The sequence below is a fragment of the Streptomyces sp. NPDC043726 genome (assembly GCF_056436565.1).
In genome coordinates, this window is the sequence record NZ_JBWKCI010000010.1 from 327,994 (window position 1) to 343,902 (window position 15,909).

Here is a 15,909-nt window from a genome sequence, read left to right on the forward strand (position 1 = left end):
ACGGCTGACACTCCTGACGACTAGGAGACGAGGCTTTCCAGGGGTGCGTGCGGGTCCGCCAGGGCCTCCGCGTTCACCTGTGCCCTGGACCGGATCAGCCGTTGGATCGGGTCTGTGACGTCCCACACATTCACGTTCATCCCGGCCAGCACCCGGCCGGCCTTCATCCAGAACGCGATGAACTCCCGCTTGCCGGCGTCCCCTCGGATCACCACTTCGTCGTAGGAGCCGGGGGGCGCCCAGCCGGAGTACTCCATCCCCAGGTCGTACTGGTCGGAGAAGAAGTACGGCACCCGGTCGTAGACGACGTCCCGGCCGAGCATCGCGCGGGCCGCCACCGGGCCGCCGTTGAGGGCGTTGGCCCAGTGCTCCACCCGGATCCGGGTGTCGAAGAGCTCGTGCGGGAAGGAGGCCACGTCCCCGGCGGCGTAGACGTCGGGGTCGGAGGTGCGCAGCCGCCCGTCCACGACCACGCCCCCGCCGCGCGAGCGGTCGGCGATCTCCAGACCCGCCGCCTCGGCGAGCCCGATCCGCGGCGCGGCGCCGATCGCGGCCAGCACGGCGTGCGCCGGATGTTCCTCGCCGTCGTTCGTCCGCGCGGCCAGTACCACTCCGTCCTGCCCGGTGATCTCGGTGAGCCGCGCCCCGAAGTGGAAGCGCACCCCGTGCTCGCGGTGCAGCTCGGCGAAGAGCCCGCCCAGCTCGGGGCCGAGCACGCCGTGCAGCGGGGTCGGCTCCGGTTCGACGACGGTGACCTCGGCGCCGTACTCCCGCGCGGCCGCCGCGACCTCCAGGCCGATCCAGCCGGCCCCGGCGATCACGATGTGGCCGTTGTCCCGGCCGAGGGCGCTCAGCACGCCCTTGAGCCGCTCGGCGTGCGCGAGCCGGCGCAGATGGTGCACGCCCGCCAGGTCGGTGCCCGGGATGTCCAGCCGGCGGGGCTCGGCGCCGGTCGTGAGCAGCAGCTTGTCGTAGTGGACGACGGTGCCGTCCTCGCCGAAGCGGACCGTCTTCGCCGTACGGTCGATGGCGTCGACGGTCTGGCCGAGGTGCAGTTCGATGTCGTTCCGCGCGTACCAGGCGGGCTCGTGCACGAAGACGCTGTCGCGCTCCTCCTTGCCGAGCAGAAAGCCCTTGGAGAGCGGCGGACGCTCGTAGGGGTGGTCCCGCTCGTCGCTGATCAGTATCACGCGCCCCGTGAAGCCCTCCGCCCGCAGCGTTTCGGCCGCCTTCGCGCCGGCGAGTCCGCCTCCGACGATGACGAATGTCTGATCCGCGTCGACCACTTGATGCCTCCTCGTAAGGGTGCCGCCACATGGGAGCGTCCCGCACGGAGCGTGATGGGGGAAGAGGGAGTGGCCCGATCAGGCCACGGAGGGTCACCTTCGGGCGCGTTTCACTTCACTCGTGCCTCCCCGGGCTCACGGGTGCCCCGTCAGACGTTCGTGAAGCGAACGGGCCGAGGCATCGGTGAGGGACGCGATCTGGTCCACGATCACCCGCTTGCGCGCCCGGTCGTCCGGCGCCGCGTCGAACAGCGCCCGGAACTGCGGCTCGAGCCCTTCCGGCGCCCGCGCGGTGAGCGCCTCGGCCAGTTCGGCGACGACGATCCGCTGATCCGCCCGCAGCCGCTCCTGCTCGGCCCGCTGCATGACGTACCGGTCGGCGACCGCCTTCAGTACGGCGCACTCCAGCCGCGTCTCGTGCGGTACGACGAGTTCGGCGCCGTAGCGCGTGAGCCGGCCGGTGCCGTGGGCGGCGCGGGTGGCGGCCTCGGCGGCGAGGCAGAAGCGGCCGATGAGCTGGCTGGTGGCGTCCTTCAGGCGGGCCTGGGCGACGGCGGTGCCGTCGTAGCCGTGCGGCCACCACTCCTGGTCCTGGAGCCGGTCGAGGGCGGCGGCGAGTTCGGCGGGGTCGGTGTCCTCGGGGACGTACCGTCCGACGGCCACCTCGAAGACCGCCCGGCGTTCCGGCTCGGCGTGCAGGCAGTTGGGGTCGATGTGGCCCGCGTGCAGACCGTCCTCCACGTCGTGCACCGAGTACGCGACATCGTCGGACCAGTCCATCACCTGGGCCTCGAAGGTGGCGCGGGTGCCGGGGGCGCCCTCGCGGACCCAGTCGAAGACGGGCCGGTCGTCCTCGTAGACGCCGAACTTGGGGGACTTGGGGTCGGTGGGGTGGGCGCCGCGGGGCCAGGGGTACTTGGTGGCGGCGTCGAGGGTGGCGCGGGTGAGGTTGAGGCCGACGGAGCCCTCCGGGGTGAACCGCTTGGGCTCGATGCGGGTGAGGAGCCGCAGGGACTGGGCGTTGCCCTCGAATCCCCCGCAGTCCTCGGCGAACTCGTTCAGGGCCTGTTCGCCGTTGTGGCCGAACGGGGGGTGGCCGAGGTCGTGCGAGAGACAGGCGGCCTCCACGAGGTCCGGGTCGCAGCCCAGGGCGGCGCCCAGCTCCCGGCCGACCTGGGCGCATTCGAGGGAGTGGGTGAGGCGGGTGCGGGGGCTGGCGTCCCAGGCGGGGCTGCGGGTTCCCGGGGTGACCACCTGGGTCTTGCCGGCGAGTCTTCTGAGGGCGGCGGAGTGCAGTACTCGGGCTCGGTCGCGCTGGAAGGCTGTCCGGCCGGGGCGCTTGTCGGGTTCTTTGGACCAGCGTTCGACCGACGTCGGGTCATAGCCGGGCGGAGGGATGTGGTTCTCGTGCGCCATGCGACGACAGTAAGCGCACGATCGTCTCTCATGCCGACGTCAGCACTGCTTCCTTGCCCACGGACGTCCGCAGGGCCTGGTCGTAGCGGTGCAGTACGAGGCGGGCCATCGCCGGGTGCGGGCCCAGGGGGGCCGAGGCGATCCACGGGGCCTGCGCCGCGCATTCCGTCGCGAAGCGGCCCGGGGCCGTGAAGTACGACGCCACCGCGATGCGGTGGTGGCCCCTCGCCGTCAGGGCCCGGATCGCGTCCGGGACCCTGGGGGCCGCGGTCGTGGCGTAGGCCGGGACCACCGGCGCTCCCAGGCGCTCGGCGAGGGCCGCCGCCGTGCGGCCCGCGTCGACCTTGGACTCCGGGTCCCGGGAGCCCGCGGCCGCCAGGACCACCGCCGTTCCGGGCCCCGACTCCCAGCCCGCCTCCATCAGCCGGTCGTACAGGGCCTCCACCAGGAGCGGGTGCGGGCCGAGGGCCTTGGCCACCGTCGCGCGTACGCCGGACTGCGCGGCCATCTCCGGGATGTCCCGCTTCACGTGGTAGCCGCGGCTCAGCAGCAGCGGGACCAGGATCGCCGCGTCCGTGTCCAGGGCGGCGAGCGTGTCGGGGAGCAGGGGCTCGTTCAGTTCGATGTGGCCGAGGCGCACCGGGAGGCCGGGGCGCAGTTCGCGGACCCGGTCCAGGAGGGTGCGGACGGTGCTCAGGGCCCGCGGGTCACGGCTGCCGTGGGCCACGACCACCAGCGCGGGCGCGGTGGGGCGGCGCCGGCCGTCGAGCGCGACGAGGCTGAGCTGGCTGGCGAGCTGGCTGCTGATCCGATTCATGAGATGCGCCGTACTGTCGAGGGACGTGGACTCGTCGTGAAGGGGTTGCGACGCCGTCATGAACCGATGGTGGTGGCCGGAGGTTGCCACGCCGTTGCGCGGGCGTCACGGGTTTTTTCCACGGGTTCACGATCCGGGACCCCGGGAGTGTGAGGCCGTATGACCTGGGGTTTCACCTCCCGACGTGAGCCTGGTCACGCAACCGGCGCCCCTACCCGCTACGTCCTAGGGTGCATGAGGATCCGCCGACCGCGCCTGCCGCGCACCCGTACCGGACAGCGGCGGCTGGTGCAGGCGCTGATGGCGGCGTGTGTGCTGGCGCTGCTCCCGGCGACCTGGATGTACGTCTCCACCGGCGACCGGCTGCGCACCGTCGCCGACGCGCCCCGCACCGACGTGGCCGTCGTTTTCGGCGCGGGACTGTGGCAGGGGGAGCCGTCGCCGTATCTCGCCCACCGGCTGGACGCGGCGGCCGAGCTGTACCGCGCCGGGACCGTGAAGGTCGTCCTTGTCACCGGTGACAACAGCCGCGAGGACTACGACGAGCCGGACGCGATGCGCGCCTACCTGACCCGGCACGGCGTGCCGGACTCCCGGATCGTCAGCGACTACGCCGGCTTCGACACCTGGGACTCCTGCGTGCGCGCGAAGAAGATCTTCGGCGTGGACGAGGCCGTGCTGATCAGCCAGGGCTTCCACATCCGGCGGGCCGTCGCCCTGTGCGAGGCGGCGGGGGTCACCTCCTACGGCGTCGGCGTGGACGAGGTGCACGACGCCACCTGGCACTACGGCGGCACCCGGGAGATCCTCGCGGCGGGCAAGGCGGCGCTGGACGCCGTGTTCCGGCCGGACCCCACGTTCCTCGGTCCCGAGGAGGCGGGCGTGCGGGAGGCGCTGGCGAGCGGCCGGTGACGCGGCGCCGCGCGCCGGGACGCCTCACGCCGGTGGGGCGGGGGCGGGGAGGTCGAGGTCCCCTCGGCGTAACAATCCGCCGTCACGGCACGTAACACGGCCGAAGCACGCTGGATGGCATGCAGAACACCGCCACGCCCACGCACTGTCCGTACTGCGCCCTGCAGTGCGGGATGAATCTGACGCCCGCCCCCGACGGGACGGTCGAGGTGAGCGAGCGGGCGGACTTCCCGGTGAACCGGGGCGCGCTGTGCGGCAAGGGCCGTACGGCGCCGGCGGTGCTCTCCTCCCGCGTGCGGCTGACCTCCCCGTTGGTGCGCTCCGAGGGCACGCTGGTGCCCGCCTCCTGGGAGGAGGCACTCGACCGGATCGCCGAGGCGCTGCTCCGCACGCGGACCGAGCACGGCCCGGACGGGGTCGGGGTGTTCGGCGGCGGCGGGCTGACCAACGAGAAGGCGTACACGCTCGGCAAGTTCGCGCGCGTGGCGCTCGGCACCTCGCAGATCGACTACAACGGCCGCTTCTGCATGTCCTCCGCCGCGGCCGCCGGGATCAAGGCGTTCGGCCTCGACCGCGGGCTGCCGTTCCCGCTGGAGGACATCCCGAAGTCGGGCTGTGTGATCCTCGTCGGCTCCAATCTCGCGGAGACGATGCCGCCGTCGCTGCGGTTCTTCCACGAGCTGCGCGAGAACGGCGGCACCCTGATCGTCGTCGACCCGCGCCGTACGAAGACGGCCGAGCAGGCGGACCTGCACCTCGCGCCCCGGCCGGGGACGGACCTGGCGCTCGCGCTGGGCCTGCTGCACCTGGTCGTCGCCGAGGGGCGCACGGACGAGGAGTACATCGCCGAGCGGACGACCGGCTGGGAGGAGGCCCGGGCCGAGGCGCTGGCGCACTGGCCGGAGTACGTGGAGCGGATCACCGGCGTGTCGGTGCCCGAACTGCGGGAAGCGGTACGGATGTTCTGCGAGCCGGAGTCGGCGATGGTGCTCACCGCGCGCGGCCCGGAACAGCAGTCCAAGGGCACCGACACCGTGGGCGCCTGGATCAACCTGTGCCTGGCCACCGGCCGCGCGGGCCGCCCGTTCTCCGGTTACGGCTGTCTCACCGGCCAGGGCAACGGCCAGGGCGGGCGCGAACACGGCCAGAAGGCGGACCAGTTGCCCGGCTACCGCAAGCTGGACGACCCGGCGGCCCGGCGCCATGTCGCCGAGGTGTGGGGCGTGGACCCCGACTCGCTGCCCGGTCCCGGACGCAGCGCGTACGAACTCCTCGAAGCCCTGGGCACGGACATCAGGTCGCTGCTGCTGATGGGCTCCAACCCGGTCGTCTCGGCGCCGCGCGCCGCCCACATCGAGGAACGCCTCAAGTCGCTGGACTTCCTCGCCGTCTGTGACGTGGTGCTGTCGGAGACGGCGGCGCTGGCGGACGTGGTGCTGCCGGTGACGCAGTGGGCGGAGGAGACGGGCACGACGACGAACCTGGAGGGCCGGGTGCTGCTGCGCAAGCAGGCGATCACCCCGCCCTCCGGGGTCCGCAGCGACCTGGAGGTCATGCACGAGCTGGCCGACCGGCTCGGCGTGGAGAAGGGCTTCCCGACCGACCCCGAGGAGGTCTTCGAGGAGCTGCGCCGGGCCAGCGCGGGCGGCCCCGCCGACTACTCCGGGATCACCTACCGCAGGCTCGCGGAGGAGAACGGCGTCTTCTGGCCGTGCCCGGCGGACGACGAGGCCCCGGAGGCCGCCCACCCCGGCACGCCCCGCCTCTTCCACGACCGGTTCGCCACACCGGACGGCAGGGCCCGCTTCGTCCCGGTCGCGCACCGGGCGACGGCGGAGGAGCCGGACGACGAGTACCCGGTGCTGCTGACGACGGGACGGGTGGTGTCCCAGTACCAGTCGGGCGCCCAGACCCGCCGGGTCGACGAGCTGAACGCCGCCGCGCCCGGCCCCTTCGTGGAGCTCCACCCCCGCCTGGCGGCCCGGCTCGGCGCGTCCGAGGGCGACCCGGTGGCGGTGATCTCCCGGCGCGGGCGGGCGGTGGCCCCGGCGAGGATCACGACGACGATCCGCCCGGACACGGTCTTCATGCCCTTCCACTGGCCGGGAGAGGGCCGCGCGAACACCCTGACCAACCCGGCGCTGGATCCGACGTCCCGAATGCCGGAGTTCAAGAGCTGCGCGGTGCGTTTGGAAACGGTGGCGAGCTGAGGCGTACTCAGGGGCGCGGGGAACTGCGCGACCAGCCACGACGGCGAGCCAGTCGGCCGTCGACCGATCTCGGGGGTCTCCTAGCCGCGCATCATCCAGTCCCCGCTCTCGATGAGTTTGCCGTTCGCCCGGAGGCGGGCGGCCACCGCGGGGGCGGCGACGTACACCCAGGCCCGTACGGCAACTCCGTCGGCGTCCCTGCTCACCTCACGCTCGACGCGCTCGTAGAGGCTGCGCGGGTCACCCGGCACGTACTCCTCCAGCCGGTCCAGTACGCCCAGCAGCTCGTCGTACTCCTCGGCGCGGGCGGTGATCAGCTCGCCGCGGACCTCTGACCCCGGTTCCTCCACGACGTACGGATATCCCGGGCCGTCGTACAGCAACGCCCCGGTGAGGGTCGCCGGTTCCTCCTCCTGCGTGCGGCCGCGCAGGAGGACGTCGTGGTTGGGCTCGCCGGGGCGGAGGGTTCCGTAGACGAAGAACGGTATGCGCGGAAGGTTCGGCAGGCTCACAGAAACGATTCTGTCTCCTCACACACCTCCACGGGACGGGCCTGGCCCCTGACCTGTCATGGCCCCTTAAATCGCAGGACAAGATCACCCGTGCCCTCCCGAGGAGATCCATGAGCCGGATACGGCCGCACGTCCGAGGTTCCCGTCTCGCCACCGCCGGTGTGGCCGTCACCGCCGCAGGCCTGCTGGCCTCCGCGCTCACCCCCACCGCCGGCGCCACCGACCGGCCCACCCGCGCCACCGCCGTCGAGAACGCGGCCGCCGCTCTCGCCGACCACGCCACCGCGCTGGGCCTGACCTCCGCGCAGGGGACGAAGGTCAGGGACGTGATCGTGGACACCGACGGCACCCAGCACGTGCGCTACGACCGGACGTATCGCCGACTCCCGGTGCTGGGCGGTGACTTCGTCGTCCATCTCGCCAAGGACGGGACGTACCGGAGTGCCTCCCGGGCCGTGCGGGGTTCCGTCGCCTCCGCCGCCGGCGTCACCCCCCTGCTCTCCGCGACCCGCGCCACCGACCTCGCCGTCAACGCCCTGCGCGCCGCCAACCTCGGCGAGGCCCTGCGGCAGCTCACCGCCAAGCCCCGACTGGTCGTGGACGCCCTGCACGGCGCGCCCAGGCTGGCCTGGCAGACGGATGTCGTGGCCCGGGACTCGCTCGGCAACCCGGTCGGGCGGACCGTGCTGACCGACGCCCGCACCGGCGCGCAGATCGACGCGTGGGACACCCTGGAGTCGGTGTCCGGCGACGGGAAGTCGCTGTACAGCGGAACGGTACCGCTGGAGACGACGCTCTCGGGATCGACGTACCAGCTCAAGGACGCCTCGCGCGGCGGGACTTACACCGGCGACGCGGCGAACAAGACCGATCTGTGCCTGCTCGGCACGATCTGCGTCAGCCGGGCCCCTTCGACGGTGTTCACCGACACCGACAACCACTGGGGCAGCGGCGCCACCACCGACCGCGCCTCGGCGGCGGTGGACGCGCAGTACGGCACCGACATGACCTGGGACTACTTCAAGGGCGTGCACGGCCGCGACGGCATCGCGGGCGACGGCAAGGGCTCGTACAACCGGGTGCACTACGGGACGCGGTACAACAACGCCTTCTGGGACGACAGTTGCTTCTGCATGACGTACGGCGACGGTGACGGGACGAACCTCGGCCCGCTGGTCTCGCTCGACGTGGCCGGGCACGAGATGTCTCACGGCGTGACGTCCAAGACGGCGGCGCTGACGTACTCGGGCGAGTCCGGCGGCCTGAACGAGGCGACCTCGGACATCTTCGGCACGCTGGTGGAGTTCCACGCGGGCAACGCGTCGGACCCCGGGGACTATCTGATCGGCGAGAAGATCGTCCGCTCCGGGTTCGGCCGCGACGCCCTGCGGTACATGGACAAGCCCTCCAAGGACGGCAGTTCGGTGGACTGCTGGAGCTCGGCGACCGCGAAGCTGGACGTCCACTACTCCTCCGGCGTCGGCAACCACTTCGCCTACCTCCTGGCCGAGGGCAGCGGGGCCAGGACCATCAGCGGGGTCGCCCACAACTCCCCCACCTGCGACGGCACTTCGGTCACCGGAATCGGCCGCGCCAAGCTGGGCGCGATCTGGTACCGGGCCCTGACCGTCTACATGACGTCCTCCACGAACTACTCGGGCGCCCGCACGGCGACCCTGAGCGCGGCCAAGGACCTGTACGGCGCCGGGAGTTCGGAGTACGCGGCGGTGGCGGCGGCCTGGAGCGCGGTGGGCGTGGCGTGAGCGTGGTCGCCGTGGGCTGAGCGCGCGGAAATGCGGTGGCCCGGTCGGCGGGGGCGCGGATACGCTCCCCTGCCGCCCACGCCTTCGCAGCCCTTGGAGCCGTATGCCGACCTCACCGCCCAAGATGCGCCCCGACGAACTCGACATCGACACCGGGCTGGTGCGGCGGCTGGTCGCCGAGCGGTTTCCCGAGTGGGCCGCGCTGGAGGTGCGGCCGGTCCGGTCGGCCGGTACCGACAACGCCATGTACCGGCTCGGCGACGAGCTCGTCGTACGGCTGCCCCGGCTGCCCGGCGGGGAGGGGCAGATCGAGCGGGAGCACCTGTGGCTGCCCCGGCTGGCCCCGCGGCTGCCGCTCGCGGTGCCGGTGCCGGTGGCGGTGGGCCCGCCGGGGGCGGGCTTCCCGTTGCCGTGGGGGGTGTACCGGTGGCTGGACGGCTCCAACGCCTACGACACGCCCCTGTCCCAACCCGCCGGCGCCGCGGACCGGTTGGGCCGGTTCGTCGCCGCCCTTCGGCGGGCCGACACCGCCGACGCGCCCTCGTCCTACCGGGGCGCGGCCCACGGCCGTGACGACGCGGACTTCCGGGCCGCCATCCGCGACCTCGGCTCGGACGGCACGATCGACGCGGCGCTCGCGACGGAGGTCTGGGAAAGGACGCTGCGGCTGCCCGGCTGGGACCGCGCGCCCGTCTGGCTGCACGGCGACCTGCTGCCCGGCAACCTGCTCACCGTGGACGGCGAGCTGACCGCCGTCATCGACTTCGGCTGCTCCGGCGTCGGGGATCCGGCGGCGGACCTGATGGCCGCGTGGACGGTGTTCGGCGCCGACACGCGCGAGGCGTTCCGCGCCGCCGCCGACGTGGACGACGCGACCTGGGAACGGGGACGGGGCTGGGCCCTGTACTTCGGCCTGACGGCCGAGCACTACTACGGCGACGCCTTCGGCAACGGCATGAACCCGGTGCTGGCGGCCGTGGGGCGGCGTGCGGTGGCACAAGTGCTGGCGGAGTGCGGGTGAGCTCAGCCCACGGCCGCCCTCGTGACCAGGTCGTGCACCGGCCGCGGCGCCGCCCCCAGCAGCTCGGGCAGGTCGGAGGCCCGGGCCTGGAGGAAGCCCGCGGCCATGTTGGAGAACAGCGACAGGGTGTGGGTGATCCGGTAGTCCTCCAGACCGTGACCCCCGAGTGCGGCGCGCGCCTCGGCGAGGGAGACGGGACGGTAGACGACCGGCCTGCCGTACTCCTTGGCGAGCAGGTCCGCGAGGTCGTCGCCGCCCATCGCCGTCACGCCCGCCAGCTCGTACGTTCGTCCCGCGTGCCGACCGCGCTCCCCCGCCGCGAGGTCCCGGTCGGCCTCCGCCGCCACCCGCACGGTGACGTCCGCGAGGTCCTCCCGGGCCACGACCGACATCCGGCCCGAGCTGTAGGGGGCCGCGAACACGCCGGTATTCCCCGCCTGTTGGGCCGCCGCCGACGACAGGCCGCCCAGGAGTTCGGCGTACAGGCCGTTGCGCAGGATCGTGGTGTCGTACGGGCCCTGCGCCAGCCGGTTCTCGGTCCAGCGGTGCGGCAGGGCGAGGGTCGTACGCTCGCCGGAGGCCGCCAGGCTGGTGTAGACGACGTGGCGGACGCCCGCCTCGGCCGCCGCGTCGGCCACCGCGCCATGGCGGGCCAGCACCACGTCGTCCTCGGCGTACCCGGCCGAGATCATCACCAGTACGTCGACCCCGGCGAATCCCTCCGCCAGGCTCGCCGGGTCGTCGAAGTCGATCCGGCGCGCGGTGGAGCCGTCGCCGCCGCGGGTGCCGGCGACCACATCGGTTCCGTCGAGCGCGGACAGGCCCTGGAACACCAGTCGGCCAAGTCCTCCGGAAACGCCGGTCACGAGAATCATCAGAGCAGTCCTAGCGTTGATGCCTTTGCGAACAGCACCGAGCATCCGCCGACTTGGGCGGTCCACATAAGGAGGCACTTTCGTGTCAGCCCCGAACACGGCGGTAAGTTCCCAGGTCGGCACGGTTGTTCCCGAGGGCCCGTGTGGCGATGACGACTGCGGGATCCGCGATGTGCTGGACCGGCTCGGGGACCGGTGGACCGTGCTGGTGGTCGTGGAACTCGCCAAGGGCAGCCGCCGCTACGGCGAGTTGGAGCGCGCGATCCCGGGCATCTCGCAGCGCATGCTGTCCCTGACGACGAAACGGCTCTGCCGGGACGGGCTGGTCGAGCGGATCGTCCATCCGACCCTCCCGCCCCAGGTCGAGTACCGGCTGACCGCGATGGGCGGCAGCTTCGCCACCATGATCTCGGCCCTGGCCGACTGGTCCCGCGACCACAAGCCGGCCATCACGGCGGCCCGGGAGGAGTGGGACGCGGAGCACGCCTGACGGGCGCGCGAGTCGTATCGACCTGAAGCCTTGTCCCCACCGCCGATCGGTGACGTCAGCCGCCGTACGGCCTGCGCTCCTTGGCCTCCCGCAGGGCCGTGCCCCACCACACCAGCTGGTCCAGCATCGTCTTGGCCGCCGCGTCCGGACCCGTCGGGTCCTTCAGGCGGCCCTCGTCGTCGAAGGAGGCCCCGGCGTTGTGGAAGGAGACGGTGTCGCGGACCGTCACGGCGTGGAGTTCGGCGAAGACCTGGCGCAGGTGCTCCGCCGCGCGCAGGCCGCCCGCGAGACCGCCGTAGGAGACGAGGCCGACGGGCTTGGCGCGCCACTCGCCGTAGTGCCAGTCGATGAGGTTCTTCAGGCCGGCCGGGAAGGAGTGGTTGTACTCGGGGGTGAGGACGAGGAAGGCGTCGGCGCGGTCCAGCTTCGGGGTGACGTCGGTGAGGACCTCGGCGGCCTCGGGGGTGCGGGCGAAGGACGTGGGCAGCTCGATCCCGGCGACGTCGACGACGTGCGGGGTGAGGTCCTCGCGCCGCCGGACATGGTCGAGGAGCCACTCGGCGACGACGGGGCCGAAGCGGCCGTGGCGGTTGCTGCCGATGACGACGGCGACGTCGAGGGGCGCGGTGGAGGCGTTGGTCTGCATGGGGAACAGCGTGATACCTCAAGCTTTGTTGAGGTCAAGCCCCGTTTCCCCGGAGCTTCGGGTCACCCGTTCACACGCGCGCCCCCGCTCCTTCGGGCACTTTTCCCCAGCCCGCCCGTACGGCCGCCTTGACCTGCTGAAACGGCATCGGACCGACGGGTCGCGCGCGCTGTCCTGACACCCATTCACCCCAATTCTGACGTTCCCTCAGGAAGCGGCTCCGGCCCGCTGCCACTTACCTCGGAAGGGCAGGCACCCACCGCTGAGCTCGAAGGAGCACCGATGCGCCGTACCGCCCTCCTGCTGACCGGGAGTGTGCTCGCCGTCGCGGTCGCCGCCCCCGCTTACGCGGCCGGTGCCGACCGTCTGGAGGTGTACCCCTCCTCGGCCGTGCCGGGCGAGCGGGTGACGGTGAACACGACGGCCTGCGCGGACAGCGGTACGGCGGCGGGCGACGCCAGCGCGGTGGGCGCCGGATCGTTCACGCTGGCGCCGAGCACCCATGAGGAGAACGCCGTCGGGCAGTTCCGGGTGCCGCCGAGCGCGCAGCCGGGGACGTACGAGATCACCGCGACCTGTGCCGGAGGCGGGCGGAAGGTGACCGGCGACCTGGTGGTGACGCTGACCTCGCAGCGGCAACAGGTGCATCCGCGAGGCAGTGTGAAGACGGGGGTCGGCGGCGCACTCGGCCCCGACCCCGTGCAGACCGCGGCCGGCGTGGCGGCTCTCGCCGTCGCCGCCGCGGGCGGTACCTGGCTCCTGCATCGCCGGGCGAGAGGCGACGGGATCTGACGGACACCCTCCGCTGTCCGTCCCGCCGGTACCGCATGTCCCCTCCCCCTCCGGGTCCGACGCCCCTCGCGGCCCGGAGGGGGAACAGGGCCCCACCGCGTGGCCCGAAGGCACAGCCACGGCTTGCGCGCGGGTCCCAGGGGGCTGGTGCGCAGGACAGGACGTGAGAGAGGGCTCGGGTCCGTCGGACAGCAAGCCCCGGCCCGTACGGCAGCAGGATCGGCAGGACAGGAGGGTCGTGTGCGTACGTACGGCAACGCCGCGATAGCGGCCGTCACCCTGGTGGCCCTCTGTTCCGGCGCGTGGCTGCTGGGCAGTGGCGCCGCCTCGCACGCCCCGCCGCAGCCGACCGCCGCCCAGGCGCACGCCGAGCCTGCCGAGCGGCAGCCGTCCGCGGCGCCCGCGCTGCCGCCCTCCCCGCCCGACCGCATCCGCATCCCGTCGATCCGGGTCAGCGCCCCCCTGACGGGCCTCGGCCTCACCCCGGCCGGCAGCCTCGACGTCCCGCCCGCCGAGCGGGAGAACCTCGCCGGCTGGTACGAGTCCGGCACCACGCCCGGCGAGACGGGCACCGCGATCGTCGCGGGCCATGTCGACAACGCCGAGGGCCCCGCCGTGTTCTACCGGCTCGGCGCCCTGAAGAAGGGCAGCACGGTGGAGGTGGACCGGCGCGACGGCGGCACGGCCGTCTTCACGGTCGACTCCGTCGAGGTGTACGACGCCCGGAACTTCCCCGACGAGAAGGTCTACGGCGCGGCCCGCCGCCCCGAACTCCGGGTCATCACCTGCGGCGGCGGCTACTCACGCACCACCGGATATCAGGGCAACGTCGTCGTCTTCGCCCACCTCACCGGCAGCCGGTGACCCCAGGACGTTCCGCTTCCCCCACGCGCCGAGCGGTTCCAGGGCCGTGTTGAGCGCGACGCCCTTCGCCGTGAGCGAGTACTCCACCCTCGGCGGCACCTCGGCGTACTCCTCCCGATGCACGATCCCGTCCGCCTCCAGCTCGCGCAGCTGGGCGGCGAGCACCTTCTCCGTCACCCCGTCCAGCTCGCGGCGCAGTTCCCCGAACCGGTGCGGACGCACCGACAGCGCCCAGAGGATCAGCACCTTCCACTTGCCGCCGATCACGTCCATCGCCGCGTCGACCCCGCAGCTGTACGAGCCCGGCCGTCGCCCCGTGGTCATGCCAACCCCTTCCACCTCGATGCTTTCCCGGCGGTAAGCACCCACTCCGAAGTACGTACTTGAGCAGCCCGTTCACCCTCCACGAGGCTAAACGCCATGACTGACAACGCCTCTTCCCCGACCGCGCCCACCGCTCTCACCCTCCTCGGCACCGGCGCCATGGGCACCGCCCTGGCCCGCGCCTGGCTCGCCGCCGGACACCCGGTGACCGTCTGGAACCGCACCCCCGCCCGAGCCGAGGCGCTGGCCGCCGAAGGGGCCACGGTCGCGAGCAGCGCCGCCGCGGCCGTCGCCGCCAACCGGCTGGTCATCGCCTGTCTCCTCGACGACGACTCTCTCGGCGAGGCGCTCACCGACGCCGATCTCGCCGGCCGGGACCTGGTGAACCTGACCACCGGCACCCCCGCCCAGGGCCGCGCCCGCGCCGCCTGGGCCGAGGCGCGCGGCGCGCGCTTCGTGGACGCCGGGATCATGGCCGTACCGCCGATGATCGGCAGCCCGGACAGCGGGGCGTACGTCTTCTACAGCGGTTCGCCGGAGCTCTTCGAGGAGCACCGGGAGACCCTGGCCGTCCCGGCCGGGGCCAGCTGGGTCGGCGCCGACCCGGGTTTCGCCGCGCTGCACGACGTGGCGCTGCTCAGCGCGATGACCGGCATGTTCGCCGGGGTCTACCACGCCTTCGCGCTGGTGCGCCGGGAGGACATCGCGCCGAAGGAGTTCGCCTCCCTGCTCCAGGGCTGGCTCACGGCGATGGCGCACGCCGTCCACACCGCGGCCGACCAGTTGGAGAGCGAGGACTTCACGAAGGGCGTCGTCTCCAACCTCGCCATGCAGGCGGCGGGCAACGCCACCCTGCTGCGCACCGCCGAGGAGCAGGGGGTGAGCACGGAACTGCTGACGCCGTACGTGGCCCTGATGGACCGGGCGCTCGCCCAGGGCCGGGGCGAGGAGGACGCCACGGGCCTGGTCGACCTGCTGCGCCGCGACGACCGCTAGGCCGGCCGGCGCCGGGATGCTCCGGCGAACGCGTTCAGGCCGGCCACTGCTCATACGCCATGTTCGCCACCAGCGCGAACACCACCGTCAGCAGCACGGCCCGGACGAAGCCGCTGCCCTTCTTCAGGGCGGTGTGGGCGCCGAGGGTGCCGCCCGCCAGGTTGAAGACCGCCATGAGGGCGGCCAGCTGCCACAGGACCGTGCCCTGCCAGGCGAAGGTGGCCAGCGCGCCGGCGTTGGTGCAGCAGTTGACGATCTTGGCGGTGGCCGAGGCGCTGACCAGGTCGAGATGGAGGACCGCGGTGAGGGTGAGGACGAGGAAGGTGCCGGTGCCGGGGCCGATCAGTCCGTCGTAGAAGCCGATGCCGAGGCCCGCGAGGGCGATCGCGGTGAGGATCTGGCGGCGGGTGGCCGGGCCCGGCGCCGGGGCGGTGCCGAAGGCGGGGCGCAGGATGACGAAAGCGGCGACCGCGAGCAGCACCACCATGATCACCGGTTTGAGGACCTCGGTGCTCATCCCGGCCGCCAGGAAGGCCCCGCCGGACGATCCGGCCAGCGCGGCCAGGCCGATGCGGACGGCTGTGCGGACGTCGACGGGCGCCTTGCGGGCGTAGGTCACGGCGGCGCCCGAGGTGCCGACGATCGCCACCGCCTTGTTGGTGCCCAGGGCGTAGGCGGCGGGGGTGTCCGACGGGAGGCCCAGCAGCAGCGCCGGGAGGAGCAGGAGCCCGCCGCCGCCGACCACGGCGTCGATCCAGCCGGCCGCGAGGGCCGCGACGCACAGGACGACGATCATGGTCAGCGATATGTCGGGCATGATCGCGACCTTAGGGACGGGATACATGCCGCGTCCATCTACCTGAGGGGTTTCTGAGGTTCCCTCCCAGCTCCCCCGGCACCTCCCCCCGTTCTCACAGCCCGGCCCGGCCGCCCCCGGGGAACCCTCACACCACACACCGGGTCCCGCTGAGGGCAGAGTTCCCCG

The 15,909-nt window shown here is 72.8% G+C and carries 16 protein-coding genes; 8 read left to right on the forward strand and 8 right to left on the reverse strand.

Translation table 11 applies throughout. From position 1 onward, the window contains the following. Nucleotides 1-20: 20 nt before the first annotated feature. From AC068Z_RS29005 to AC068Z_RS29015, 3 genes are all read right to left on the reverse strand, one after another. Nucleotides 21-1,286 carry an NAD(P)/FAD-dependent oxidoreductase gene (locus AC068Z_RS29005; protein ID WP_478561832.1) on the reverse strand — a complete coding sequence of 422 codons (1,266 nt, stop codon included), beginning with the start codon at nt 1,284-1,286 and terminating at the stop codon, nt 21-23. Between the two features lie 135 nt (nt 1,287-1,421). Beyond that, nucleotides 1,422-2,702, reverse strand: coding sequence for a deoxyguanosinetriphosphate triphosphohydrolase (locus AC068Z_RS29010; RefSeq protein ID WP_478561835.1), 1,281 nt, complete (start codon nt 2,700-2,702; stop codon nt 1,422-1,424). Nucleotides 2,703-2,730: 28 nt separating this feature from the next. Beyond that, a complete protein-coding gene (locus AC068Z_RS29015; protein WP_478561838.1) occupies nt 2,731-3,579 on the reverse strand; it encodes a sirohydrochlorin chelatase in 849 nt (282 codons plus the stop codon). A 174-nt stretch (nt 3,580-3,753) separates the two neighbouring features. Here AC068Z_RS29015 and AC068Z_RS29020 point away from each other — a divergent pair, with 174 nt between their 5' ends. Both AC068Z_RS29020 and AC068Z_RS29025 read left to right on the forward strand, forming a co-directional pair. After that, the gene (locus AC068Z_RS29020; RefSeq protein ID WP_478561841.1) at nt 3,754-4,431 is read left to right on the forward strand and encodes a SanA/YdcF family protein; all 678 of its coding nucleotides are present in this window, start codon (nt 3,754-3,756) and stop codon (nt 4,429-4,431) included. A gap of 119 nt (nt 4,432-4,550) precedes the next feature. After that, a complete protein-coding gene (locus AC068Z_RS29025) occupies nt 4,551-6,641 on the forward strand; it encodes a molybdopterin oxidoreductase family protein (RefSeq protein ID WP_478561844.1) in 2,091 nt (696 codons plus the stop codon). Nucleotides 6,642-6,721: 80 nt separating this feature from the next. On the opposite strand, the gene AC068Z_RS29030 is transcribed toward AC068Z_RS29025, so the two are convergent. Beyond that, a complete protein-coding gene (locus tag AC068Z_RS29030) occupies nt 6,722-7,153 on the reverse strand; it encodes a gamma-glutamylcyclotransferase family protein (protein WP_478561847.1) in 432 nt (143 codons plus the stop codon). Nucleotides 7,154-7,263: 110 nt separating this feature from the next. Between AC068Z_RS29030 and AC068Z_RS29035 the strand changes: the two genes are divergently transcribed. Together AC068Z_RS29035 and AC068Z_RS29040 are read left to right on the forward strand one after the other, a co-directional pair. Further along, nucleotides 7,264-8,916, forward strand: coding sequence for a M4 family metallopeptidase (locus AC068Z_RS29035; RefSeq protein ID WP_478561850.1), 1,653 nt, complete (start codon nt 7,264-7,266; stop codon nt 8,914-8,916). Between the two features lie 103 nt (nt 8,917-9,019). Beyond that, nucleotides 9,020-9,937, forward strand: coding sequence for an aminoglycoside phosphotransferase family protein (locus AC068Z_RS29040; RefSeq protein WP_478561853.1), 918 nt, complete (start codon nt 9,020-9,022; stop codon nt 9,935-9,937). Between the two features lie 2 nt (nt 9,938-9,939). On the opposite strand, the gene AC068Z_RS29045 is transcribed toward AC068Z_RS29040, so the two are convergent. Next, nucleotides 9,940-10,812, reverse strand: coding sequence for an NmrA family NAD(P)-binding protein (locus tag AC068Z_RS29045; RefSeq protein WP_478561856.1), 873 nt, complete (start codon nt 10,810-10,812; stop codon nt 9,940-9,942). Nucleotides 10,813-10,894: 82 nt separating this feature from the next. Between AC068Z_RS29045 and AC068Z_RS29050 the strand changes: the two genes are divergently transcribed. Then, nucleotides 10,895-11,302 (forward strand): winged helix-turn-helix transcriptional regulator, encoded by a 408-nt coding sequence (locus AC068Z_RS29050; RefSeq protein ID WP_478561859.1) that lies wholly within the window; start codon nt 10,895-10,897, stop codon nt 11,300-11,302. A gap of 55 nt (nt 11,303-11,357) precedes the next feature. Here AC068Z_RS29050 and AC068Z_RS29055 read toward each other — a convergent pair whose 3' ends face one another. Beyond that, on the reverse strand, nt 11,358-11,948 hold the full coding sequence (locus tag AC068Z_RS29055) for an NADPH-dependent FMN reductase (protein WP_478561862.1): 591 nt from the start codon (nt 11,946-11,948) through the stop codon (nt 11,358-11,360). A gap of 282 nt (nt 11,949-12,230) precedes the next feature. On the opposite strand from AC068Z_RS29055, the gene AC068Z_RS29060 reads away from it, so the two are divergent. Together AC068Z_RS29060 and AC068Z_RS29065 are read left to right on the forward strand one after the other, a co-directional pair. Beyond that, a complete protein-coding gene (locus tag AC068Z_RS29060) occupies nt 12,231-12,740 on the forward strand; it encodes a hypothetical protein (RefSeq protein WP_478561865.1) in 510 nt (169 codons plus the stop codon). A 240-nt stretch (nt 12,741-12,980) separates the two neighbouring features. Beyond that, nucleotides 12,981-13,604, forward strand: coding sequence for a class F sortase (locus AC068Z_RS29065; protein WP_478561868.1), 624 nt, complete (start codon nt 12,981-12,983; stop codon nt 13,602-13,604). Here the strand turns inward: AC068Z_RS29065 and AC068Z_RS29070 are convergent. Continuing rightward, nucleotides 13,542-13,928 carry a winged helix-turn-helix transcriptional regulator gene (locus tag AC068Z_RS29070; RefSeq protein WP_478561871.1) on the reverse strand — a complete coding sequence of 129 codons (387 nt, stop codon included), beginning with the start codon at nt 13,926-13,928 and terminating at the stop codon, nt 13,542-13,544. The genes AC068Z_RS29065 and AC068Z_RS29070 overlap by 63 nt on opposite strands. Before the next feature lie 96 nt (nt 13,929-14,024). Here AC068Z_RS29070 and AC068Z_RS29075 point away from each other — a divergent pair, with 96 nt between their 5' ends. After that, nucleotides 14,025-14,924 carry an NAD(P)-dependent oxidoreductase gene (locus AC068Z_RS29075; protein ID WP_478561874.1) on the forward strand — a complete coding sequence of 300 codons (900 nt, stop codon included), beginning with the start codon at nt 14,025-14,027 and terminating at the stop codon, nt 14,922-14,924. Between the two features lie 34 nt (nt 14,925-14,958). On the opposite strand, the gene AC068Z_RS29080 is transcribed toward AC068Z_RS29075, so the two are convergent. After that, nucleotides 14,959-15,741: a sulfite exporter TauE/SafE family protein gene (locus AC068Z_RS29080; protein WP_478561877.1), complete on the reverse strand. Its 783-nt coding sequence runs from the start codon at nt 15,739-15,741 to the stop codon at nt 14,959-14,961. Nucleotides 15,742-15,909 lie beyond the last annotated feature (168 nt).